This window comes from Loktanella sp. SALINAS62 (assembly GCF_018263905.1).
Taxonomy (GTDB): domain Bacteria; phylum Pseudomonadota; class Alphaproteobacteria; order Rhodobacterales; family Rhodobacteraceae; genus Loktanella.
This window is the reverse complement of sequence record NZ_JAAFZU010000008.1, coordinates 1-22,992: the sequence shown is the minus strand read 5'-3', so window position 1 is coordinate 22,992 and position 22,992 is coordinate 1. Positions and strand designations below refer to the sequence as shown.

The 22,992-nt window shown below is 54.9% G+C and carries 21 protein-coding genes and 2 pseudogenes; 10 read left to right on the top strand and 13 right to left on the bottom strand.

Annotation, left to right across the window (positions count from 1 at the left end):
• Positions 1-85 precede the first annotated feature (85 nt).
• From GZH79_RS04220 to GZH79_RS04195, 6 genes are all read left to right on the top strand, one after another.
• Positions 86-862: a mechanosensitive ion channel domain-containing protein gene (locus GZH79_RS04220; protein WP_249218976.1), complete on the top strand. Its 777-nt coding sequence runs from the start codon at positions 86-88 to the stop codon at positions 860-862.
• Positions 859-1,131, top strand: a complete 273-nt coding sequence (locus GZH79_RS04215) for a hypothetical protein (protein WP_211642149.1) — start codon at positions 859-861, stop codon at positions 1,129-1,131. The genes GZH79_RS04220 and GZH79_RS04215 overlap by 4 nt, the downstream gene beginning before the upstream one ends.
• A 39-nt stretch (positions 1,132-1,170) precedes the next feature.
• Positions 1,171-1,821 (top strand): SDR family oxidoreductase, encoded by a 651-nt coding sequence (locus GZH79_RS04210; protein ID WP_211642147.1) that lies wholly within the window; start codon positions 1,171-1,173, stop codon positions 1,819-1,821.
• A 69-nt stretch (positions 1,822-1,890) separates the two neighbouring features.
• On the top strand, positions 1,891-2,673 hold the full coding sequence (gene surE, locus GZH79_RS04205; protein ID WP_211642145.1) for a 5'/3'-nucleotidase SurE: 783 nt from the start codon (positions 1,891-1,893) through the stop codon (positions 2,671-2,673).
• Between the two features lie 17 nt (positions 2,674-2,690).
• Positions 2,691-3,311: a protein-L-isoaspartate(D-aspartate) O-methyltransferase gene (locus GZH79_RS04200; RefSeq protein WP_211642548.1), complete on the top strand. Its 621-nt coding sequence runs from the start codon at positions 2,691-2,693 to the stop codon at positions 3,309-3,311.
• Positions 3,312-3,362: 51 nt separating this feature from the next.
• On the top strand, positions 3,363-4,577 hold the full coding sequence (locus GZH79_RS04195; RefSeq protein WP_211642143.1) for a peptidoglycan DD-metalloendopeptidase family protein: 1,215 nt from the start codon (positions 3,363-3,365) through the stop codon (positions 4,575-4,577).
• Positions 4,578-4,586: 9 nt separating this feature from the next.
• Here GZH79_RS04195 and GZH79_RS04190 read toward each other — a convergent pair whose 3' ends face one another.
• The 4 genes from GZH79_RS04190 to GZH79_RS04175 are packed head-to-tail and all read right to left on the bottom strand — an operon-like array spanning position 4,587 to position 7,062.
• Complete coding sequence (locus GZH79_RS04190) at positions 4,587-5,429, bottom strand: ATP-binding protein (RefSeq protein WP_211642140.1); 843 nt, start codon at positions 5,427-5,429, stop codon at positions 4,587-4,589.
• On the bottom strand, positions 5,426-6,298 hold the full coding sequence (tatC, locus tag GZH79_RS04185; RefSeq protein ID WP_211642137.1) for a twin-arginine translocase subunit TatC: 873 nt from the start codon (positions 6,296-6,298) through the stop codon (positions 5,426-5,428). Before tatC ends, GZH79_RS04190 begins: the two co-directional genes overlap by 4 nt.
• Positions 6,295-6,819 (bottom strand): twin-arginine translocase TatA/TatE family subunit, encoded by a 525-nt coding sequence (locus tag GZH79_RS04180; RefSeq protein WP_211642135.1) that lies wholly within the window; start codon positions 6,817-6,819, stop codon positions 6,295-6,297. Before GZH79_RS04180 ends, tatC begins: the two co-directional genes overlap by 4 nt.
• Before the next feature lie 24 nt (positions 6,820-6,843).
• The gene (locus tag GZH79_RS04175) at positions 6,844-7,062 is read right to left on the bottom strand and encodes a twin-arginine translocase TatA/TatE family subunit (RefSeq protein ID WP_211642546.1); all 219 of its coding nucleotides are present in this window, start codon (positions 7,060-7,062) and stop codon (positions 6,844-6,846) included.
• Between the two features lie 177 nt (positions 7,063-7,239).
• Between GZH79_RS04175 and GZH79_RS04170 the strand changes: the two genes are divergently transcribed.
• Positions 7,240-7,908, top strand: coding sequence for an HTH domain-containing protein (locus GZH79_RS04170; protein ID WP_211642128.1), 669 nt, complete (start codon positions 7,240-7,242; stop codon positions 7,906-7,908).
• A gap of 6 nt (positions 7,909-7,914) precedes the next feature.
• On the opposite strand, the gene GZH79_RS04165 is transcribed toward GZH79_RS04170, so the two are convergent.
• Entirely contained in the window at positions 7,915-8,727 is an 813-nt protein-coding gene (locus GZH79_RS04165) for a sulfite exporter TauE/SafE family protein (protein WP_211642112.1), read from the bottom strand.
• 15 nt (positions 8,728-8,742) lie between these two features.
• A complete protein-coding gene (dusA, locus tag GZH79_RS04160; RefSeq protein ID WP_211642110.1) occupies positions 8,743-9,753 on the bottom strand; it encodes a tRNA dihydrouridine(20/20a) synthase DusA in 1,011 nt (336 codons plus the stop codon).
• Between the two features lie 108 nt (positions 9,754-9,861).
• On the opposite strand from dusA, the gene GZH79_RS04155 reads away from it, so the two are divergent.
• The 3 genes from GZH79_RS04155 (at position 9,862) to GZH79_RS04145 (ending at position 13,264) form a co-directional block, all read left to right on the top strand.
• The gene (locus GZH79_RS04155) at positions 9,862-11,040 is read left to right on the top strand and encodes a site-specific integrase (RefSeq protein WP_211642108.1); all 1,179 of its coding nucleotides are present in this window, start codon (positions 9,862-9,864) and stop codon (positions 11,038-11,040) included.
• 836 nt (positions 11,041-11,876) lie between these two features.
• The gene (locus GZH79_RS04150) at positions 11,877-12,530 is read left to right on the top strand and encodes an aspartyl/asparaginyl beta-hydroxylase domain-containing protein (protein WP_211642107.1); all 654 of its coding nucleotides are present in this window, start codon (positions 11,877-11,879) and stop codon (positions 12,528-12,530) included.
• A 128-nt stretch (positions 12,531-12,658) separates the two neighbouring features.
• Positions 12,659-13,264 (top strand): hypothetical protein, encoded by a 606-nt coding sequence (locus tag GZH79_RS04145; RefSeq protein WP_211642105.1) that lies wholly within the window; start codon positions 12,659-12,661, stop codon positions 13,262-13,264.
• A 39-nt stretch (positions 13,265-13,303) separates the two neighbouring features.
• On the opposite strand, the gene GZH79_RS04140 is transcribed toward GZH79_RS04145, so the two are convergent.
• The 7 genes and pseudogenes from GZH79_RS04140 to GZH79_RS04110 all read right to left on the bottom strand — a co-directional run.
• Entirely contained in the window at positions 13,304-13,504 is a 201-nt protein-coding gene (locus GZH79_RS04140) for a DUF397 domain-containing protein (RefSeq protein ID WP_211642103.1), read from the bottom strand.
• 188 nt (positions 13,505-13,692) lie between these two features.
• Positions 13,693-18,069 (bottom strand): DEAD/DEAH box helicase, encoded by a 4,377-nt coding sequence (locus tag GZH79_RS04135; RefSeq protein ID WP_211642101.1) that lies wholly within the window; start codon positions 18,067-18,069, stop codon positions 13,693-13,695.
• Between the two features lie 377 nt (positions 18,070-18,446).
• On the bottom strand, positions 18,447-19,481 hold the full coding sequence (locus tag GZH79_RS04130) for a hypothetical protein (RefSeq protein ID WP_211642099.1): 1,035 nt from the start codon (positions 19,479-19,481) through the stop codon (positions 18,447-18,449).
• Positions 19,478-20,980, bottom strand: coding sequence for a hypothetical protein (locus GZH79_RS04125; RefSeq protein WP_211642097.1), 1,503 nt, complete (start codon positions 20,978-20,980; stop codon positions 19,478-19,480). Before GZH79_RS04125 ends, GZH79_RS04130 begins: the two co-directional genes overlap by 4 nt.
• Positions 20,977-22,062 carry a hypothetical protein gene (locus tag GZH79_RS04120; protein ID WP_211642092.1) on the bottom strand — a complete coding sequence of 362 codons (1,086 nt, stop codon included), beginning with the start codon at positions 22,060-22,062 and terminating at the stop codon, positions 20,977-20,979. Before GZH79_RS04120 ends, GZH79_RS04125 begins: the two co-directional genes overlap by 4 nt.
• A 326-nt stretch (positions 22,063-22,388) precedes the next feature.
• Positions 22,389-22,481: pseudogene (locus tag GZH79_RS04115) on the bottom strand (DUF2274 domain-containing protein); the annotation flags it as partial.
• Between the two features lies 1 nt (position 22,482).
• Positions 22,483-22,905, bottom strand: a pseudogene (locus GZH79_RS04110) (TrbI/VirB10 family protein); the annotation flags it as partial.
• Positions 22,906-22,992 lie beyond the last annotated feature (87 nt).

Genomic DNA, 22,992 nt, shown 5'->3' with positions numbered 1-22,992 from the left:
GAAGGAAGACATCGACGCCAATCCAGGCCTCATTTTTGCAAAACTAGACGCCTGGATCGACGGTCTCAAAGATATCCTGCAAAGCATGCTAGCGGGTATCCTGATCCTGTTGCGCCAACCGTTTGAAGTGGGCGACCAGATCGTCAGCGGCGGCCACGAAGGCACGGTCGAACGCATCGAAACCCGCGCCACGCTGATCAAAACCTATGACGGTCGCCGCGTCGTGATCCCCAATGCCGTGATCTACACTGACAGCGTCGTCGTGCTGACCGCCTATGCCACGCTGCGCAGCGAACTTGATATCGGGATTGGCTGTAACGACGATTGGAAAGCGGCGCGCAAGATTCTGGAAGAGGTCTGCGCCGGAATCGCAGGTGTGATGACCGACCCGGTCCCCGAAACCATCCCCGTGGCACAGGGCGATTTCGCAAACATCATCCGACTGCGCTGGTGGACCAAATCCCCGAAAAAGACCGCATCCACATCCGTGGTGAGGTCATTCAGGAAACCTATATCGCGCTTGATAAGGCCGGGATCAACCTGCCCTATCCAACGCAGGTGCATCTGTTTCACGACCAGACCGAAGCCAGTGACGGCATCCGGTCGCAACAACGCGAAGGCTGGCCCACAAACGGCGACGATCCCGAACCGCGCCGTATCGCGGACGCAATCCGCGAACGGCCAGCCCAAACCTGACATCACGGCATGGGACGGCGTGGGGCGCTGCGCAGATTTCCGCGCAACGGCAATCGTGTTTCGGCAAGAAACGGCGCGGTTGCCGCAGTGCGGCGATCACCCCTGTTATCCCGCCGCAAACACGCGCAAAGCCCCGTTGTCTTTTGATCAGGAGCCTTGCAAATGACCGATGCCAGCACCGATGCCCCCCTGCCCGCAGAAGTGGCTGAAATCGCCAAAGCCAAAGAAACGCTTGATCTGAACCGTCTGGCGTTGATCGGGCTAAGACTGGCGCCCGACGGCAATCGCGCGCTGGTGCGCACGGCGGCAGGCGAAATTGCCAGCCTGTCGGTCGGTGATCAGGCCGATAACCTGACAGTTACCGCCGTCACGGAAACCGGGTTGCACCTGATCGACCGCAAAGGCTTTGCCCGGACGTTGACGATGCCCGGCTGACACTGGACAGCGCACGCGCGCTGCGGCAAACGGGTGCGCATGACTGACCAGAAAATTGCCCTTGTCACCGGTGCCTCTCGCGGGCTTGGCGCGGCGCTTGCCACCGCTCTTGCCCCGACCCACCATATCGTCGCCGTCGCCCGCACCGTGGGCGCGCTCGAAGAGCTTGACGACGCCGTGCGCGCCGCAGGTGGCCAAGCAACACTTGCGCCCATGGATATCTGTGTCGATGCGGCGATGCAGCAGTTGTGCCGTGGGATTCACGACCGCTGGGGCAAGCTCGACCTGTGGGTGCATACAGCGATCCATGCCGCCCCGCTGGCGCCCGCAGGCCATATCGGGCCAAAGGATCTGCAAAACTCTATCGACGTCAACGTGACGGCAGTCGCCCGCTTGATTGGCTATGTGAACCCGTTGCTGGGCGCGCAGGGACATGCGGTGTTCTGCGACGATACCCGCGCCGGGCAGAAATTCTTTGGCACCTACGGCGCAACAAAGGCGGCACAACTGGCCTTGGTCCATAGCTGGGCTGCCGAAACAGTGAAAACCGGTCCGCAAGTGCGCCTGATCGCACCCGCGCCGATGCCCACAGCCCTGCGCGCCCGTTTTTACCCCGGCGAAGACCGCAGCGCCCTGACACAGCCCGCCGCCGAAGCCGCGCGTCTGCTGCCCGAAATCCTGGCGCCGTGACGCGGGGCCATCGCTTGCCCCGTCTGCGCACGTAACCTAGTGTGCAGCCAAGTGTTTCAGGGGAACGGCATGCGGATATTGATCACCAACGATGACGGCATCAATGCGCCCGGCCTTGCCGTGCTGCATGCCATCGCCACCGACATCGCCGGACCCGACGGGGACGTCTGGACCGTCGCACCCACACAGGAACAATCGGGCGTCGGGCATTGCATCAGCTACGTCCAGCCCACGATGATCACCCAGTTCGACCCACGCCGCTTTGCCGCGCAGGGATCGCCTGCCGATTGCGTGATGGCGGCGCTGTTCGATCTGATGCCCGAACCGCCCGACCTGATCCTGTCGGGTGTGAACCGGGGCAACAATGCCGCCGAAAACGTGCTGTATTCAGGCACCGTCGGTGCCGCCATGGAAGGCGCATTGCAAGGCCACCGCGCCATCGCGCTGTCACAGTATTACGGCCCGCGCAATTTCGACGAAGAACGCCCCTTTTCAGCCGCCATCGACCACGGTGTCGCCACCGTCCGCCGCCTGCTGGATGCCGATGTCTGGGATGACGCGGATTACCGCCTGTTCTGGAACGTGAATTTCCCCCCCGTACCTGCCGCCGACGTGGCGGGGTTTACGGTGACGTCACAAGGGTTCCGCAGGGGCGGTCATCATCACGTCGTCCGCGCCGAAACCCCCGGACACCGGCATTTCCTGTGGGTCAAGGGTGGCGACCAGCAGCGCCCGACCGGCGCTGGCACCGATGCGCAGGCCAATATCGACGGCTATATTTCTGCCACGCCGATGCGGGCCGATCTGACGGCGCATGACGTGCTGGACCGCATGCGGGACCGGCTGGCTTGACCGATCCACAGACCCAGATGCAGTTTTTGTTCGCGCTCCGATCCAAGGGGGTCACGGATGGCCGCGTGCTGACGGCAATGGAACGTATCGACCGGTCGCGGTTCATCAACAAGGGCCTGTTCGCCGCCCGCGCGTTCGAAGACATGCCCTTGCCCATCGCCTGCGGGCAGACCATCAGCCAGCCATCGGTCGTCGGGATCATGACGCAGGCGCTGAACGTGCAACCCCGCGACAAGGTGCTGGAGGTCGGCACCGGCTCTGGCTATCAGGCGGCGATCCTCAGCCAGCTTGCGCGCAGGGTTTATACCATTGACCGGTTCCGGCGGCTGGTAAACGAAGCGCAGGCCGTCTTTGACGCGCTTAACCTGCATAACATCACGTCGGTCATCGCTGACGGCAGCTTTGGCCTGCCAGAACAGGCCCCGTTCGACCGGATCCTGTTGACAGCCGCCGCAGAAGACCCGCCCGGCCCCCTGCTGGCCCAGCTACGTGTCGGCGGGATCATGGTTCTGCCGGTCGGTCAGTCGGACACGGTGCAGACCCTAATCCGTGTCACCCGCCAACAAACCGGCTTTGATTACGAGGAATTGCGCGACGTGCGCTTTGTTCCCTTGATCGAAGGCCTTGGAGAGGACTAAAACCATGCCCAAGCCGCACAAGACGGACCCCGCAGTGGACAGGAGCCTTCCATGACGCAGATACCCCGCACCACCGCCGTGCGTTTGACCCTGACCTGCGCCGGTTTCGCATTACTGGCCGCCTGCGAAGGTGGGCTGCCCGACATTGATCTGCGTGACCGCGCGGGCGGGTTCGACACCTCTCCGGCGTCGGCGGCTCTGCCGGACAGACCCTCTCCGGATCAGCGGGGCATCATCACTTATGCGGATTATCAGGTGGCTGTCGCACAGCGCGGCGATACCGTCGGCAGCGTGGCGTCACGCGTCGGCGTGGATGCCGCCGCGCTTGCCAGTTTTAACGGGATCGAACAGGGCGTGACCTTGCGCGATGGCGAAGTGCTCGCACTTCCCACCCGTGTGCCCGGCGCGCAGACGACCGTGCCGCTGGATGTGACCGCTGTGGCCACCACGGCACTTGACCGGGTCGATGCGACGTCGGGCGGGCTTGCCCCGCTGCCCGGCAGCACGCCGGCCACGACCACGGCAACACAACCGATCCGGCACAAGGTCCAGCGCGGCGAAACCGCGTTTTCGATCAGCCGTCTTTACAATGTGCCCGTCGGCACGTTGGCCGAATGGAACGGGTTGGACGGCAGCCTGGGCGTGCGCGAAGGCCAGTTTCTGCTGGTGCCGCAGGGCGGAATGCCTGCGGACCCTGCAGGTGGTCCGCTGGTCGCCCCAGGCGCCGGTAGCCTGTCGCCAGTGCCGCCCTCTGCCGCAGCGCCCTTGCCTGCCGTCAGCGCGCCGGTTGCCGCCCCCGTGGCCATACCGCCGGCACCGGATCTGACCACCGCGCCACCACGGGTCGAAGAAGTCGCAGCCGCGACACCACCGCCCCCGGCCCCAGCAACGCCCCCCGTGCCCTCAGCGCAAAGCGATGCGCGATTTGTCCGGCCCGTCGCCGGGTCCGTCATCCGCGATTATAACCCAGGCAAGAACGAAGGCATCGACATCGCAGCCGACGCAGGAACCACGGTCCGGGCCGCTGACGGCGGAACGGTCGCTGCCGTGACCGAAGATACATCCGGCACGGCCATCGTGGTGATCAAACATCCCGACAACCTGCTGACGGTCTATACAAACCTTGATAACCTCAGCGTCGCCAAAGGTGACAGCGTCGCAAAAGGCGGCAATCTGGGCAAGGTCAGCGCAGGCAACCCGTCGTTTGTCCATTTCGAAGTGCGCCGTGGTCTGAATTCCGTCGATCCAAACGACTTTTTGCCGTAACACGGGCGATCAGTCGATACGGACACCCCGGCGACCCGCCAGATCGGTGAAAAACTGCCACGCCACGCGGCCCGACCGGCTACCGCGTGTCGCCTGCCATTCGATTGCTTCGGCGCGCAATGTCGCGTCGTCGATATCGATGCTGGCAGCGTCGCAGTAGCCCCGGATCATGCGCAGATAATCGTCCTGATCGCAGGGGTGGAACCCCAACCACAGACCGAACCGATCCGACAATGATACCTTTTCCTCGACCGCTTCGCCCGGCGTGATCGCGGTGGCGCGTTCATTTTCGATCATGTCACGCGGCATCAGATGGCGGCGGTTCGATGTGGCATAGAGCACCACGTTTTCAGGCCGTCCTTCGATTCCACCATCCAACACCGCCTTGAGCGATTTGTAATGCGCGTCGTCATGGCTGAACGACAGATCGTCGCAATACAGCACAAATCGCGCATCGGCGTCGCGCAAAAGATGCAGGCAGCGCCCGATGCTGGGCAGATCCTCGCGCTGGATTTCGATGATCTTGAGCTGCGGATAAGTCTGGTGAAGTTTACCATGCACCGCTTTGACAAGGCTGGATTTTCCCATGCCCCGCGCGCCCCACAACAGCGCGTTGTTGGCTGGCAATCCGCGCGCGAAACGGGTCGTGTTATCCATCAGCGTATCGCGGGCGCGGTCGATGCCGACCAGCAAATCCACATCCACCCGTGACACCCGCGTAACGGGGTCAAGCCGGTCGGGATCGACATGCCAGACAAATGCCCCCGCTGCATCGAAATCAGGGGCCGTCGCCGGACCGGGGCGCAGCCGTTCAAGCGCAGCCGCGATCCGTTCCAATGCTGCGTCGGTCATGTGCGATCGTCGCCGTCAATCGGATTGCCGTCCAGATCCTCATCTTCGCCCACGATGCCTTCGGCCCGCATCTGCGCCAGGCGCTGCCGTTCAACACGCGCAACCAGCTGGATCGACACTTCATACAGCCCGTAAACCACGATAAACAGGATCACCTGGCTGACAACATCCGGCGGTGTGGCCAATGCCGCCACCAGCAGGATACCGACGACGGCATATTTGCGCGTGTTCCGCAGACCTGCAGCACTGACCAGACCGGCCTTTCCCATCAGGGTCAGCAGGACAGGCAGTTGGAAACACAGACCAAAAGCCACGATGAATTTGATCGTCAGGTTCAGATATGCCTTCGCAGAACCCTGAAACAGCAGACCTGCGGCCTGCGTGCTCGGGCCTTCGGGTCCGTCGGTCAGGGTGTTGCCCTGCTGAAAGCCAAGGAAGAAATCGAACGCCAGTGGCGTGATCACATAGTAGGCAAAAGCAGCGCCCAGAAAGAACATGAAAGGCGACGCGATCAGGAACGGCAGGAACGCGCCCTTTTCGGTTTTGTATAGTCCCGGCGCCACGAACCGCCACATCTGGTAACTGATGACCGGAAACGCAAGCAGCAGCCCACCCAGCAATGAGATCTGGATCGCGACAAAGAAACCTTCTTCCAGTGCGATAAAGATCAGGCCGCAATCCTGCCCTTCGAGTTCAAGCGCGCGGCACAGCGGGCGCGTCAGAAAATCAAAGATCGGGTTCCAGATGGTGAAACAGATCACCATGGCGATGATGAACGCGACCAACGACCGGATCAGCCGGTCGCGCAATTCGGTCAGGTGTTCAATCAGCGGTGCCGCGCTGTCGTCCAGATTGTCAGACGCGCTCATGCCTTGGCCTCATCCTTGGATTTTGGGTCTGGGGTTGCATCAACATCATCCTGCAACGCTTTGGCGCGCGGGGGTTTTTGCGGCGTCGGGGCAGGTTCGTCCATCGTATCCGCTATGTCGTCATCCATTTCCGCCTGCATCTCTACGGCCGCTTCGCGGGCGCGGCGTTCTTCTGCGACCTTGGCGGTGGCGGCGCTGATCTTGTCCTTGGCGGCCTGACGTTCAGCAGACAGTTTCGCGGTCGCGGGCCCGGATTTCGATGTCAGGCCAGCGGCCTCACGCGCCTTGTCCAACCCGAAGGACGACGGGTTCGCCGCCGCCTTGATCGACTTGGAAATATCCTTGACCCCGGAATCATCTGCCGCCGCTTCCATGGCGCGGGAAAACTCTGCGGCCATCGCCTTGGCCTTGCCCGTAAACTGCCCCACAGAGCGGAACAGGTTTGGCAGATCCTTTGGCCCGATCACGATCAGGGCCACGACCCCCAAAAGGATCATTTCGCTCGCACCGAGGCCGAACATGGGCAGCGCCCCCTATCAAGTGGCTTAGGTTTTGTCTTTGTCGACCGTCGATTCGGGCGTCACGTCGCGCGCGTCGGCAAAGCTGTCGTCCAGCTCTTTCTTGCCGTCGTCGACCCCGCGTTTGAACGCGGTGATGCCCTTGCCGACTTCGCCCATCAGCGACGAAATCTTGCCACGCCCAAACAGGACGAGGACCACGACCGCGATCAGCAGAAGGCCGGGCAGTCCGATGTTGTTCAGCATTTCAATTCCCCTTTGCGGTGTCGGAATGGTCACATCCCGCTTGACTGTCACGTTCGACATAAAGCGCGCCGCCCCCGTTGGGAAGGGGGATCACGTGATTGCCAACTGGCAATCAGCCTATTTTTGCTGGACTTTCGGCAACTTGCGACAGAAACCTGTCAGGAGGAGGTTTCGCCCATGAAACGTGCCGACCGATTGATGCAAATCGTTCAACTGCTGCGCCGTGGTGGGCTGCACCGGGCAGAGACGCTGGCGCAGGCGACAGGCGTGCATGTGCGCACGATCTATCGCGACATGGATACGCTGGCCGCATCCGGTGTTCCGGTCAGTGGCGAACGCGGCGTCGGTTACAGGATCACTGCCGCCGTCACCCTGCCCGCGCTGAATCTGACCATGGCAGAGGTCGAAGCGCTGACCGTCGGTCTGGCCATCGTTGGGCAAAGCAACGACGTGGCACTGTCCCGTGCGGCACAGGCGTTGTCGGCGCGGCTGGATCATCTGCTGCCAGAAGAAACCGGCGAACCTGCGCATCACGCGCTGGCGATCTATCCCTTTGCCGATGCGGCACGCGGCTTTCAGCACCTTGCCGCCTTGCGCCAAGCGGTGCGCGCCCGGCAACGGGTGCAGGTGACATTACAGGGCCGCACGATATCGTTGCGCCCGTTGCGACTGGATTACTGGGGGCGGCTTTGGACATTGACGGCGTGGAACGAAACCAGCCGCCGGTTCGACGATCTGCGGCTTGACCAGATTACCGGACTACGCCTGTTACCCGGCCTGTTCGTGGATGAACCGGGCAAAACACTGGACGATTACCGCGCCGGCCTGTCAGGGTCCGCACCATAAGAGCTGTCAGATCAGTACTTTGCGCAGCATGTTCAGCGCCACAATGATCAGGAACCCGCCAAAAACCCGCTTTAGCGGTTTGGCGTCGATCCTGTGGGCCAGTGCCGCGCCCATCGGGGCTGTGATCAGCGTCATGGCAATGACCAGCAGGAACGCGATCCCGTTGACCGATCCAAACGTGAACGGCGGCGCGTCGCGCATCGGCGTCAGCAGGAACCCTGCGACCGACGGGACTGCGATGATCACGCCGAACCCGGCTGCCGTGGCTACGGCACGGTGAATTGGCACGCCATAAAGCGACATCACCGGCACGCCGAACGATCCGCCGCCGATCCCCATCAGCACCGACAGAAACCCCAGAAGCGGCGACAGGATGACCCGTGGCAGCCCTGTCGGCATACCGTCGCCCAGACGCCAGTGATTGCGCCCAAGCATCATATAAACGCCCACGACGATTGCAAGAATGCCGAAAATGGCCTGCAACGCACCCGTCGCCAGTTGCGACACCAACAAGACGCCCAAAACCGACCCGACCACGATCCCCACGGTCCAGGACCGCAGGATGCCCCAATCGACCGCGCCTTTCCTGTTGTGCGACAGCACGGACCGGACAGACGTCACGATGATCGTCGCCAGCGACGTCCCAAGGCACAAGCGCATCACGTCAGGCCCGTCGAACCCCAACGCCACAAAGGCATAATAGAACGCCGGGACAAGCACGATGCCGCCGCCGACGCCTAACAGGCCCGCCAAAACGCCGGCAAAGGCGCCGATCGCCAGCAGCAAAGCCGCCATTTCCACAAGCAACATCGTATCCATGACGGTGTGTCCTCCCTATTGGGCGGCAACCTGCGTCACGAATTGCAGCGCGTCCAGCACCGTTTGCGATGTCGCATCATCCTTGGGCGCATTTTCCGACAAATGCCTGCGCCACATCCGCGCGCCGGGACGCCCCGGAAACAAACCCAGCATATGCCGCGTGATCTGGTGCAGCCGCCCCCCCTGCGCCAGATGCGCGTCGATATATGGTATCATCGCGTGCACCGTGCCCTCTGCCGTGGGGGCATGATCACGGCCAAAGGTACGCGCGTCGGCATCCAGCAAAATGGTCGCCGGGTCGTGGTAAGCGGCCCGCCCGACCATCACCCCGTCCAGACCGCGATCCAGAAAATCCTGAACCGTATCAAGGCTGTTCACGCCACCGTTGATGCTGAGATGCAGGTCGGGGAACCGGTCGCGCATTGCCAACACAAGGTCGTAATCCAGCGGTGGAATATCGCGGTTTTCTTTTGGGCTTAGCCCCTGCAGCCATGCCTTGCGCGCGTGAATCGTGAAACGTGCGACCCCGGCATCAGACACCCGTTGCAAAAAATCCGGCAGTACGGTCGTGGGGTCTTGATCATCGACGCCGATCCGGCATTTCACCGTGACCGGCAGATCGGTCGCATCCTGCATTGCGCGCACGCAGGCCGCAACAAGGTCCGGTTCCGTCATCAGAATTGCCCCGAACCGACCCGATTGCACCCGGTCGGATGGACAGCCGCAGTTCAGATTGACCTCGTCATAGCCTGCTTCCGTCGCGATCCGCGTGGCCTGCGCCAGCAAAGACGGGTCGGACCCACCCAATTGCAGGGCGACAGGATGTTCTGCCGCATCGAACGCCAACAAGCGCGCCGCGTCCCCATGCACCAGCGCCGGTGCCGTCACCATTTCTGTGTACAGCAAAGCATCACGCGACATCAGCCGATGAAAATACCGACAATGCCTGTCGGTCCAATCCATCATCGGCGCGACGGATAAACGGGACGCATTGAGAACGTTATATTTTTTATCTTTATCAGCCATTTACCGCTTATTCAACCACCCCGTTCTTGTCTCATATGTTGTAATTCTCGCCCATTTTTGGCATGGTTTACAACAAATGTTGTAACTTAGGCCTCATGTTGTAACTTCATGGGTACCATCATCAAGCGAAAGCGGAAAGACGGCTCCACTTCCTGGCTCACCCAAATCGCGATCCGGCGAGCAGGAAAGACGGTTTTTCGCGAGAACCGCACCTTCGAGCGCCGCTCGATCGCCGCGGCCTGGCTCGAGAAACGCGAGAAGGACTTGGCGAAACCCGGTGCGTTGGAGGACTTCCGCGCAGGCGACCACAAACGCCGTGATGTAACCCTCGCCGACGCCATAGATAAATATGTCGATGATAGCGCAAAGGCAATCGGTCGGACCAAGTCCCAAGTACTCAAGAGCATCAAGAATTTCGACATCGCGGGCAAGCCGTGCGCTGAGATCGACAGCGCGGACATCGTCGCCTTCGCACAGGAAAAACTGAAATCGGGTGTGACGCCTCAGACGGTGTCAAACTACATGTCGCACATGAGCGCCGTCTTCACCGTTGCTGGACCCGCCTGGAACTATCCCCTCGACGAGAAAGCAATGCGCGACGCCCTGATTGTCGCGAAGAAGCTCGGCCTGACCCAGAAGAGTCGACATCGGGACCGGCGGCCGACGTTGGACGAGCTTGATCGACTGATGACGCACTTCCTCGACCGGTCGATCCGACGCCCCTCCTCCGTACCGATGCACCGCGTCATGGCCTTCGCGATCTTCTCGACCCGCCGGCAAGAGGAAATCACGCGCATCAGTTGGGCCGACCTTGACCAGGACGGCAAACGTGTGCTGGTTCGGGACATGAAGAACCCGGGCGAAAAAATCGGCAACGACGTGTGGTGCGACCTTCCTGATCCAGCTCTCGCTATTATCGAGGCGATGCCCCGGCATTCGGAACAGATATTCCCCTACTCGACCGACGCGATCAGCGCTTCCTTCACACGCGCAAACCAGTTTCTCGGCATCGAGGATCTGCGCTTCCACGACCTGAGACATGAAGGCGTCTCCCGCCTGTTCGAGATTGGCTACAACGTCCCGCACGCCGCTGCGGTTTCTGGGCACCGATCTTGGGTATCACTCAAGAGGTACACGCACCTGCGTCAGACGGGTGACAAGTACAAAGGCTGGGGCTGGATAACAGAAGTCACCACACACGACCCAAAGCAGCGCGAGAGAAGGCCAGTTCGACGTCCGGCTACCGTCCGAATCCGAACGAAGTCGGCTCGAAAGCACGGGAATTAATGCTTTAAGATAGATGCGTAATACACTGTTATAAAAATAACTTAACCTCAGGATACTTGGAGATCGCTCGTCTACTATTCGCCACTCGTATCATTCGTCTGGTGCGATCTACTCCTCAAGAAACTCCAGCGGATCGAGCGTCCACATCATAGATCGGGCCAGCGGCTGGTTCGCAAACATAGTTGGTTGCGGGGGCTTGCAACCAACGATTTCTGCGGTTGGTAGAGAGCGGAGTTCCGCAGTTTGCAGCGTGAGACAGGCGAACGCCTCTGGCAATCACATTTTTCTCAGTCGTCGCGTCGGTTTCCCTTGGACTCGATCCTTGCATGTACCCAATGCAAACAGATTGCACAGACCCGCCATCTAACCGGTTGATCTAAGGTCCGCTTCGCTCCAATCCTCCATCGGCCACAGGGCGTATGACCCGAACACGCTTGGCAAAACCGGACCGTCGATTCGTAGGCAGCAAATGCTCCGATTGAGCCAGTTTTCTTGGAGAACCCCTAAACTTAGGTGTCGCGATTTTACGGCACTTGCAGGATAGGTGGGGTTTCACTTGATACAGTCGTAGGTGGTACATTGATCGCTGGCGGGCGGATCACACGTGAATAGAACCAGATTACTGATCTGCGCGGCTCTGCCTGCCTAGTGGTCGAAAAAAACTATTGACACATTCACGATCCGAGTAGGTAATTGCCAATAACAACCGGAGATACCCCGTACAAGTGATATTACCAGAAAAAATTATTAATGAACTCAGAGCTTTGGAATTCAAAGCAAGGCACAATTTTCAAGAGGTTGAAATCCGCCGGTGTCTTCGTTTCATAGCGGATTTGTTGAGCGATGATCACAGCCTCTCGACACGGGAAAGAAGCGAACATTGGTACCCAAACATGCGAGTAAGGGGAGTAGATGCTCGTCCAGTGTTTGATATCTCAGAGTTTGGTAGTGTTGAGCACCTGCAAGAGGTTGGTAACGAAATTTCGGCAGAAATCCTCGAGGTCGAGCAGAAAATTACCGCCGAGTTTGGGTGCGATTTCGCCGATTTATCTACAGGAGGAAGATGGGAAAACTTTAATATCAAGTCCGGCGATGAGTGGAATGAAAATGCGAAAAAGCTACTTCCGATTACTCATGAATGGCTAAGCAGTTTTCCGCGACTCGGCGAATTGTGTTTTATTTCAAGATTGCCATCAGGGTCGACAATAAAACCACATTGCGGACCTTGGAATATCCGCGCAAATCTTCATTTAGGAGTAACTATCCCAGAGGAATGTGGAATTTCAATTGCGGGCCATGCGTTGAAATGGGAAGAGGGAGGATGGTTAGCATTCGACGATAGCTTCGAACACCATGTCTGGAACGACTCATCGACCACACGTTTGGTGTTAGTAGTTAATGCATGGCATCCTGATCTCACCGAAGCGGAGATTTCAGTTTTCCAATCCATTTCAAATATTCTAGTCACATGCGAAGAAGAATTGGTCTAGGCTATGCGACAATGACACATGTCCACAATAATGGCCACACCGTAGAGTTCCGGTTCAACAGCAGTTTAGTGAGTAAACCTCCGGAACCCATTGTGTGTCGGGACTGTTTGCCGAACTGGTTTCTTTCAATGTCCGCGACAGAAATTTCCCCGAGCGAGCATGAGTTGCCGACGGCGAAAAAGTGTCCGCCTTTTTTGGATATTCTTCAAACCGGATTCTACCTGCGTTCGGTCGGCGATATCGAAGTTACGGACGAGGGTTTTCAGTTCGAAACTCGTCAGGAAATTCCTGATGAACTTTCCTATCTTCGAAGTCCAATGAGTTTTCATGATTTAGCGCAATTGCGTGGATGCACAATCGATCAATTCGAGGGGGAGGTGGTCAAGTTTCACAACTACTACACCATTAAAACCGCACCCGGTTACTCAACGATGTTCACACATCCCGCAAATGATTTTAGTTCACCATTCAATACAATTTCTGCCATCGTCGATACTGATAGATACTACCACGTCCCAGTCCAGATACCTGCTATATGGCGCAACACAAGCTTTAGGGGCATAGTTCCGACAGGAACGCCAATCGCTCAATGCTACGTTATACGACGAGAGACATTCTCACTGCGCGTAGCCGAAATGAGTTATGAAGAAGAAGAAAAACTCCTCGAAGAATCGAAAAAAAATTCTCTTACCGACGGATTATATCGAAAAATGTTTAGATCGAAACAAAGGTAGGTATGGGTCGGCGGCGTTGCCGACCCATGGCTCAAGCCCCTAGAGATCGAACTCGTTCTTTTTGACGCCGCCAACAAATGCCTCCCACTCATCGGCAGTAAACTCCACCTTGAGGTCTGGCGCCGTAGAATTTCTGACCGCTACTGCGTCACCCTTAATAGCAACCTCAACGCACAGGTTTTTGGTAACACCCGAAAGGCTTGACTTGAAAAAATCTTCATCATTCCACTTATCTTGCATTGCTTTCCTCCTTTTGAATGGAGGTATGTTACCTGGTTCAAGTCAACTTGCAACAATTGAAAGAGCCGCGGGCATGTTATGGAGAAGATGCTTGGTATCAAAGTGAGGGAGGTTTCGGGGGGCAGGTCAGCTGCAAACCTGTCCGAAACGATGGAACCACTTCAAACTAAGGGGTCCGCTCAATAGCATCACTCAAACCAACGAATTATCTTGGAAAAGAGCGATTTGTCTTCCACTTTGGGCTTCTGCTCATTACTTTTGGCGACGTCCGCTGCAGGTCTCCTTGGTTTTGCTGTCTCTTGGAAGCTTTTTCTGACAGCACTTGCAGGGGGCTGACGAGAAGAGGATTCCACCTTCGTTGCTTTTTTCGTGACTTTCGGAGTCACCGGCTTGATCCCTTTAGGCCTCGTTCCATCGACAACAACAGTTGGCACTATCGCTTCAACAACACGACCTTCGGCTCCCCACACCTGCTTAGATGCTAACTCAAAGAAGGCTTCAACTGCAGTGCGCGTAGGTCCTCGAATGATCCATTTCGACCTTCCACCAGGGTTTTGTGCATCACATCCGGTCACCTCTCTCATCGGGTTTATATATTTTCCTTTCGTACCAATGAGAAATTTATTTTTCCCCTCTGGAACGTGAAGCTCTCCAACCACGACCGTGGTTGCAGATTTGATTTTTTCAACAGCTGACTTGACTGCCGCTGCCGTTTCACCAAGCACAGTTACGTTGCTACCATCTCTCCATATCCAAGCAATTTTGGAAGATGACTCTATCTCTGTTAGTTGAGCGAACGAAAACTGACGCGACTCTTTTGGTAAATCAATCGAGATATACTTTAGACCAGCAAGCCTTTGAAGCTCGTGCTCTGCGTCATCGACAACCTTTGGATCGATATCGGACACCTTGATGATGTTGCCAGAGGCAAGATTAACCCGAGCCCCAAGTTTCTGGCCAACATCCCGAGCACGGCTTTTTAAAAGAGAGGCTACTACGTTACTGGTGACTATCTCTACCGTTTTCGGCGCTGGACGAACGTCACTTACGTTTAGACACAGGCTTTCATCATAGAACTGCCACACTGATCTTTGCCAATCGATATCTGGATGGATTTTGAGCAATCGCTTGATAGAAGACAACATCAATGGTTTGTTTTTTTGTGCAACGATGCTGTCATTCAAAACCGAAAAACCACTGTTATTCTGCTCCGCAAAGGCAATTGCTTCCTCAGACAGTTCTTCTTTCAGTTTTACTCTTCTAGGATCTGTCTCAGCCTTAAATGCAACTAAAAGCCTTTGACCGATTTCATTCGATATCAAAGAGTGTTTGTTAATCAAAGCCTCATGAACCTCAAACTTGTGAACATCCTTTTGCCCATCGCCACCCAAATCCAACTCTAACGTAATTTTACCATGCTCATTTGCTTCTGAAACTATCGTTACCTCAAAAAAGGGGCTCGATTCGTTGAACGATTTCAGGGTCGCAGCAACATTTACTTCCAGCTGTTGCTTAGCCCAACTCCTCAAAGACACCGTTGCAGGATCTTCGTACTTTCGGACTACTCGTCCAGTCATTCGTGTACCAATCGCCAAGCGTCCAATATAGTCTGAATCAAACCTATAAAGGCCACCACCCCGATTGCATGGAAGAAAAAAACGACCGGCCTTATCAATCCTATCAACCTGCAGATACTCCGAATCGTTTTCTATTACCTTTCCCCTCACAACAAGATTTACCTCCTGCCATGGTTCTAGCCCATGCGGGTTCGCTGGATCATCATTAACAAATTCATCGGAGACTGTTTCGACGATCAACACGATGTTGTTGTCATCTAGGATCCGATAGCCGGCCACTAGAACCCTACACTCAGACTCCAATGTAACTTCATCAAATAGTGCTTCGACAAACAAAGATGGAAGAGCGACGTCGGGTGTCTCCCCGCCTATCTCCGAAGACTGCTTCTTTTTCTTTGCTAAAGTATCGTTGATTTCGCTGGCACGTGGGTCCAAAACAACGAGCTCAAGCTCTTCCGGGGGTATCTCGGGTGCTCTTCTATGCCAGAGATCATATTCATTCGCATTTTTGTCAAATTCTTCACTATCCGATGATGCGGCAAACTCAGGCTTTGCAAAAGGCGCACTCACAAGTGCTGATGTTTCAAGAGGTTTGTGACCTTCTTCGGAACCGCCTAGAGTGATCTCCATAACAGAACCAATTGGTATCGTTTCTCTCACAGCGCGAAGCGGATCGGCGTCGTATTTCAGCGAACCATCCCTGCCCCGACTCTGGTCAGCGATTTGGATCGCCATTCGAAAAGCCAGCTGATCTCCTGCCGAGCCCTCAAAGTTAATCCACGGAATGCAGTTGATCGTATGCGAGACGATTGGCAAACGTGTGTCTTCGCCTCCGATCGCGGGCAGGCGATATCGCTGAAGCGCCATGAACCTGTTGGAAGGTTGAGTAAGAGACGATCTGCTTAGAGCTACGCTTTCAGCATCATCGACTCCTGCTTTTCTAAAGGTACCTACTTCGTCCGGTTCGAACTGATGGCCTGACAAAGCGCGCGTAAGAACGGCTCTCGCTCGAACGGTGAGTTGATCATCAACCGATCTCCAGGCCTCATTTTTCATACCAGGAGACATCGTCTGGAGTGTTACTCGTACGGCTTTTTCAATCGTTGAAAGCGCTGAACCATTGACCCACCAAGTTTGACACCAATGATTTGGATCTTTGGCATTTTGCCAACTAGACAGAACGCGCATGAGAAGATCGAGATCATCTTCACAACCAATGGCGAGCCCCCGATGTCGCTGTGCGGCTGTCACGCGCCATGCGGATGGCCACTGCCTACTGATCTGCAGGATACTGTCATCACGCGATCCATATAGGAGCCCATTTGTCATCACTTCGATTGCGAATGATACCTCATGAACACATGCCAATTGGTCGGCAAGCATCAAAGCAAGTCCGTGCGTCCCATCCCCACTAAAACGCTCAAGGTCACGGCCGAATTCTGTCAAATGACCGTCATCATCAACAGCGCCCATTTTCGACAAGTTTGTTCGGGCTCGATCCAATTCCATTATGAACTTGTGAATGTTACTTTTCGCATCAGAGTCTAAGGATGAACCTTCTGGAACAAATCCTGCCGGTAGAGGTGTATTCTCTAGATCTATGCCAGCTGCGATTAATTTCGCGCTGAATGACTCAAGGTTTATTCTTGTTGAACTCGGAGATGTATCAACCGAAAACGATTGAAATTGCTCAAGACTGTAAAGCGGAAACACCCAACCCGGTCCATCACGGCCAACACGACCCCATCTTTGACGCAGGCCTGATTGACTGTGTGTTTTTGTCGGTAATGAACCCGTCGCAAGTTCATGGTCCCATGTGGACTGACAGATTAGTCCAGAATCGACCACGTATCGCACTCCGCTCACTGTAAGTGAAGTTTCTGCGAGATTTGACGACACTACGATTTTGCGCTTGTCGCCCCTATCGCGAGCCGCAATCGCCTTATCAATTGTGCTCTTGGGCTCAGACGCCAATAGCGGGTATACATCAAAGTCCAAATCGTCTGAAGCCAGATGGTCTCGGATCTTTTTCACAGCATCAACAATGAGATCCTTGGTTGGTAGAAATGCGAGTATATCTCCCCACTCAGTACCTTTGGCGATTGCTGAAACTTGTTTGGCAATCGCGGCTGGCATCTTTGCGATCGCATCTGCCTTTGAAATGCTTTCTTTCCAATCCTCATAAGGCATTGGGTCAATGCATCGCAGGTTAAGGAGCTCTTTGGTGTGCTCAAGCAAATTCTCACATTCACCGAACTCATCCACCGGTCCCGCTTCAGCCCAACCTGGAAATGAAATATCGCGTTCTTGGCTTTCCAGAGAGGAGCTGACGCTCAAACCCTCTACGAGTGTGTTCTTGTCAAAGTCGCAACCAACGAACAGCGGCACACCATAGCCAAAGCTTTTTTTCTCTGGGACTGCATAATGAAAAACCTGCTCTGATCCACCAAAGTACGAGATGAAGAAATTGCAGTCGATGGTAGCGGAGGTTATTATCACTCTAAGGTGCTTAAGCTCTTGAATTTTTTCACGTAATTGGGCAAGGATTATATCGATGTTCTCACTACGCTCATGCGCTTCATCAATAATAACCATTCCAATCTTGGACAGACTTCCATCGCGCACCCAATTGATCATTGTCCCATCAGTGACATAAACTAAGTCACAGGCAGCGTCCCAATTTTTATCGCCACTAACTTGGTATCCGACGGGATATCCCGGCCCTATATGGTGGTAACAATTCCGACTGTTGTGACCGAAACACAATTCCTCTCCAACAAATCTTGCAACTCCAGTTGCGGCAGCACGCCGAGGCTCTGTAACAATGATTGGCCCGACTTTGGTTAAGTCCAGTTGTGCACCCGGAGGAGGATTCATAAGTCGGAACGGCATAAAAGTAGATTTTCCTGTGCCTGTTCCAGCTTCGATGACAGCCACACGTTTGTCAGCTAAACCGTCTAGAATAGCTAAGACATCTGCGTCACTCATTCCGAAACCGAATTTCGACAAGTCCACTGACCGCTCTTCGCGATTGTGCACTATTGGAAGGGGCCCCAATCCACCCAATGGTCCAGAGGGGCTTGCTGGATTACTCACCTCCCTTATTACTTTCAAATCTATATAGGGAACCGCTAGTGCTGTAATCGCTTGACGATGCAATTTGCGGTGTCTATCGCACCTATCTGATCTCGTGTTACCAATATCAGCAGTCCTATGTGCAAAGCTATCGGAATACTCGAATTGAAGTTCTGGATCGCGAAGGGATTTTCGCTTCGTTCGTGCCCATTGCAGCTGCTCAGCCGCGCAGTCTTTGCAGGATGCCTGCCATACTGACGTCGTTGATATCCCTCTTGTATTTTCTTCGCTCATGCAGCCCAGATCCTTTCGCTAGGCTCAAAGCGATTGCCGCCAATGAAGAACATAGGCTTAACAGCTAAAGTGCCTGGATGCTCGATCAAGTGAAGAGCGACGGCTCGGTAGAATCCGATGATCGCAGTCTCTAGCCCCGTTTGATACATTTCGATGAGAGTTGGTGTCTTGAGATCAAGGGAACGAATCTGCTTTCTAGACTGCTCGAAGACAATTCGATCAGTCAATCCAGCCTCTCTGGTTCTGCTAATGCGGGTATTTCGCAACCAAGCTCCGTCGACGAGTGAATCCATTTCCACATGTCTAATCGAAAGGAGCGTGAACCGCAAAGTACGAACATTTCTCCAACTTGGTTCGCACATGGTTAATGCACCTAGTGGAAAATCTGGACCACAGGATCCGTCTCGGTAGACCACTGGCACATCTCGTCGAGTGTGAGTGGTCTGAAACTGACAATATTTATGCAAGGTGTCAGTCAGAACGCGATTTGAAACGCCTGACGGAGAGATCGAAGCCTTAAGATCAACATCCTGAAGGGCCGAGATGATTGTGTCTTCGAACCGTTCCTTGACTGCCGCACGAACACCACGGGCAGACGATTTCCATCGTTTGGCGAGCGGGATCGGAGAAGCGGCTTTGGCGGCAATTACATCATCCCTGCCCTGGCCATGGGGCAAAAGAAGTTCAACCGCAAAACTCCCAGTTGAAATCCAACTGCGAACTTCCGATGGAAGGCTTTCATCTACGGCATCTTCTTTATGAAGGACAGCCACCCCCGCCTTTTCAGCGGTCTTTGCGACCACTTCACTGTCGTTCGATGTTATACAGCTTGCTTCTGAGTCCAGCATAACTGCAATGGCTATCTGATCGATTGTTGCGTGTAGGTTCTCAAAGCGTACGGCTTCTGTTCTATCACCTGGCGGTAGTTTTGTATTTCTCACCAAACTCGCTTCTGCGCCTTGTACAAGTTGCGAAATCGGTACTGATAAACTGCCTGGAATGCGAACGTAAGCTACGTATTCTCTACTCATGACCGGCCCACCCTCAATGATGATAGTCGACGTTCTGCATCCTGATCTATCTCGCCCATACGAAGCGGACACGTCAATAAAGGTGTTTCAGCTGGGACCAAGGAGGTCATGTCCGACGGAGTTAAGATAGCAACAACCATCGAATTGTATTCTGACTTGAGCCGCGACACTAAGGCAAAATCAGCAACCGTCGGTAGTGATCTGGGAACAACTATCAATCCCTGATCTGCTTTCAGAATAACTCTGTCATCAACAGGGTTTGTCCAAGGTAAACGACCCACCCAAGACGTCGCTATCGCAATAACTCCATCATCTTCGGAAATCGACCAGCCAGATCTATCCGTCCCATCTTCGAAAACTCTGACGTTGGTATCAGCTCCGGCAGCAAGATCACTGTTATCCAAACGTTTTACGAGCATTCCCGACATTATTGCGGATCTGCATATCTCAATCTCTGCAAGTCTAGCTCTCCTATTTTCGGTGCCGCACCCTCCCTTCATGATGGACGTAACTCTGGACGATGTAGCTAGGATGTAGTCGAGCTCTACGGCTGACCAGATGCCAGACATCAAGCTATAGCAGAGACGTTCGGGGCTTATCACTCCACAATCGATAGCTTCCATTGCACGACCTTCAAGATCCTCAGGCATGGGCGTTACTGCCAAGAACAACTGCCTAGATTCACGGGGGGTAATCGCGAACTCGTCTTCGTATCCAATTTCCACCCCTTGCGACCGAGCATAGCTCATCAGGCTCGGTGGAACTTGTGCTTCTTTATAGTGTGGGCCAAATCTGACCTCCATCGTCCCACCATTTTGAAACGCATCACACAACAGCAAGGCAGCCAATGCTCTATCACCTTCATTTGCGGCCAAATGTGGAACTTGGCAGGTAGTATAGGCTGGAACCCGGAGGCCATCAAAAAACTGATCCTGACATAGTGAAGCCAAGCCAATGATGACGTTCTGACTCGCCAATTGTACCGGTCTCATGTCGGTCGATTTTGGTCGTGTGCCATTGGCGATGAAGTCTACATGGTACTTCTCAGCCAATTTCATGACACTGCTTATGTTGTCCTCTCGCTTGGCTATCGCCTTGTATGCCGATTCCAAGAACAAGAAGGCGTCAACATCAAGTAGCTCACCTTGGTATTGCTGAGGCACCCTTCCAATATGCCAACGCACCACCTTGAGTGCATACTCGGCCTTTTCGTCTGCATCGACCTCATCCACATAGAGACCAACGGCGCACGCCACGGATGACTCGTCTATCCTCATGATAGGGATCAGGTTTTTCGGTATGGGATCAATTGCATCCTCAAGCACTTCCACGATCCAAGACAGACCTGTTGTATCGGTATTTTCCACACCTTCAGTAAATGTGTACTCAGAATAATCTGAGCCATCAAATATTTGGAGTGCTCCAACCAAGGTGCTTGGGAAGACTAAGGATCGTGACCGACAGTACTCTGTGTATGTGAGCAGTGAGCTATCCTTCAACTTGCTTTGCCGTCGGACATGGGGTCGTTGACGAGTGTGGACACATATTCGTGCAATCCTATCGGGTCATTTCCAGACGCGACGAGATCATCATTCACCTTGTCTATTGCTTCTTTAAACGGTTCAGAGAAGCGTCCATTGGTAACGAAATGGTACTCATGTAAATCTCCGGACTGGATCGCCTTCGCAACATTTTCGATTTGACTGACGTCACGGCCACCTCTTCGGTCTAGGCTCTTGCTACCTGCGTTCTTTACATGCTTGAAATCGACACCAATTTCCCGATAACCATCAGGTGTCTTTCGCCCAATCTGAATGTCACTTTCGATTGTCTTCCGAGTACTGGCGACACGTGTCTTACCATCCGGGAAGCTGGAATTTATATGTGATTTTGCCCCAAATACTACATGATCTTTTCCGACGTTTATCCTCAGGCTTGGAGCTGAATGCTTGGAGTTGCTGGCTATGGATGTTTTGTCTCCTAGGGCGGCAGTTCCCATCAATTCGTAGGCGCTACCAATCGCTTTGTTTCCCCGACTTGCGATGTCTTTCATAAGTGTCATGCCCTCCTTCTGACCTCGAAAGGTCAGCGCCTTGACAATTCCGGCTGCTCTTGGGCAAATCTCCAGAACACGAGCTACATCCGTCACCAACTGATCCCGGTAGATTGAGCCAAGCTTTTCTTGACGATCGACAATCTTGAGAATTTGCTGCTTAACTTCTTCGTGTTGATAGTTTGACGTCGACTTAATCGCTCTAATGATCGGCTTTGAGTTCCGTTGTGCCGCACTCTCGGAGAACTGTTTGAAGGCCAATTCTGTATCAACTGGTTGGAATCCTTCCACTTTCCGATCTGCCGGCCCGCTTACATTGGCCCGCATCCTCTCCCTTGTAAGGCCTCGCAAGTTGTCAAATTGCGCTCTTAATCTGTTGATAGTTTTCTGATTTGCCCCTGAAGCGACTGCACGTTCTAGTGCTCTATTGGCCTTATCCATAACTTGATCAATCAAGTCTCCTGGAGCTAAACGAGCAATCTTCTGCCTAGCATCCTCAAATGTCTCGGTGGCATGATGAACTGCCATGTTGCCAGAGTTGGCAGGGGGAGTAACTCGACTCGGATCTGGAGGTTTTCCGCAGGCCACTCTTAAAAATCCCTAACGTCTCAAATCAAAACAAAAGGCGCATGTGCTCATATCCAGACCCTATTGCTTTCACTCGGCACATGCTTAGAGCCAATACTCCACTAGTACGAAATCAAGCATATGTTGGACGCAATTTTCTGCTCTGGCAAGTCTGCCAAACTTCTTAGATCAAACAAGTTCAAAAAACGCCGAGTTGGTAACACAGGTATGTGGAGCATGTCTCCGCAGAGCACGTGGCACTCCGGCGATAACAGTTAGATATCTTAGGCGACGAGATCGCGATGGAGGGACGCGGGCAGTTCCAAGGTCAGTTTCACCGGCTTGTCGTTTGGAATGATGCCAAGTTTCAGCTTGGTCATGTCATCCTCCAGAAGGCGCGAGGACAAGGTCGCGGGTGACGATCACGCGGATCGGGAAGCCGGGACGGATTGTGAGGGTCGGCGGGACCTGCAGTTGGCGTTCGACAATGCGCTGGCCGGCCTCGTTGATCGTGTCGAGGGCCCCGTCGCGGAGCACACGGGCGAGGCGGTCTTCCTCGTCCGTGGCCAGTTCGGCGCCGACGGCCAGCAAGGTCGAGAGGCCGGCGGCGCGCAGGATGCTGGCCCAGTGATTGTCGACGCGGTCCTCGAGACCGGCATAGCCTACAGTGTCCGCCCCAGGCTGGCGTTCGAGGACCATAGACCGTCCATCCGGGAAGATCAGCCGTGTCCAAACTAGAAGCACGCGGCGCTGCCCGACGGTCACACCGTCATCGTATTCGCCGATAAGACGAGTGCCTTGCGGTGTTGATTTTCACTCAGAACTGAGCCGGTTTTTTCACCGAGAAGTGAGCCACCTCTGATTATGGATTTTGGTTCATGTTGGGGTCAA

Bases quoted from the DNA above. Each gene is read 5' to 3' on its own strand.
- GZH79_RS04220 (WP_249218976.1), top strand. From the start codon at position 86: ATGCTAGCGGGTATCCTGATCCTGTTGCGCCAACCGTTTGAAGTGGGC.
- GZH79_RS04215 (WP_211642149.1), top strand. From the start codon at position 859: ATGACCGATGCCAGCACCGATGCCCCCCTGCCCGCAGAAGTGGCTGAA.
- GZH79_RS04210 (WP_211642147.1), top strand. From the start codon at position 1,171: ATGACTGACCAGAAAATTGCCCTTGTCACCGGTGCCTCTCGCGGGCTT.
- surE (WP_211642145.1), top strand. From the start codon at position 1,891: ATGCGGATATTGATCACCAACGATGACGGCATCAATGCGCCCGGCCTT.
- GZH79_RS04200 (WP_211642548.1), top strand. From the start codon at position 2,691: ATGCAGTTTTTGTTCGCGCTCCGATCCAAGGGGGTCACGGATGGCCGC.
- GZH79_RS04195 (WP_211642143.1), top strand. From the start codon at position 3,363: ATGACGCAGATACCCCGCACCACCGCCGTGCGTTTGACCCTGACCTGC.
- GZH79_RS04190 (WP_211642140.1), bottom strand. From the start codon at position 5,429: ATGACCGACGCAGCATTGGAACGGATCGCGGCTGCGCTTGAACGGCTG.
- tatC (WP_211642137.1), bottom strand. From the start codon at position 6,298: ATGAGCGCGTCTGACAATCTGGACGACAGCGCGGCACCGCTGATTGAA.
- GZH79_RS04180 (WP_211642135.1), bottom strand. From the start codon at position 6,819: ATGTTCGGCCTCGGTGCGAGCGAAATGATCCTTTTGGGGGTCGTGGCC.
- GZH79_RS04175 (WP_211642546.1), bottom strand. From the start codon at position 7,062: ATGCTGAACAACATCGGACTGCCCGGCCTTCTGCTGATCGCGGTCGTG.
- GZH79_RS04170 (WP_211642128.1), top strand. From the start codon at position 7,240: ATGAAACGTGCCGACCGATTGATGCAAATCGTTCAACTGCTGCGCCGT.
- GZH79_RS04165 (WP_211642112.1), bottom strand. From the start codon at position 8,727: ATGGATACGATGTTGCTTGTGGAAATGGCGGCTTTGCTGCTGGCGATC.
- dusA (WP_211642110.1), bottom strand. From the start codon at position 9,753: ATGGCTGATAAAGATAAAAAATATAACGTTCTCAATGCGTCCCGTTTA.
- GZH79_RS04155 (WP_211642108.1), top strand. From the start codon at position 9,862: ATGGGTACCATCATCAAGCGAAAGCGGAAAGACGGCTCCACTTCCTGG.
- GZH79_RS04145 (WP_211642105.1), top strand. From the start codon at position 12,659: ATGTCCGCGACAGAAATTTCCCCGAGCGAGCATGAGTTGCCGACGGCG.
- GZH79_RS04140 (WP_211642103.1), bottom strand. From the start codon at position 13,504: ATGCAAGATAAGTGGAATGATGAAGATTTTTTCAAGTCAAGCCTTTCG.
- GZH79_RS04135 (WP_211642101.1), bottom strand. From the start codon at position 18,069: ATGAGTGACGCAGATGTCTTAGCTATTCTAGACGGTTTAGCTGACAAA.
- GZH79_RS04130 (WP_211642099.1), bottom strand. From the start codon at position 19,481: ATGAGTAGAGAATACGTAGCTTACGTTCGCATTCCAGGCAGTTTATCA.
- GZH79_RS04120 (WP_211642092.1), bottom strand. From the start codon at position 22,062: ATGGCAGTTCATCATGCCACCGAGACATTTGAGGATGCTAGGCAGAAG.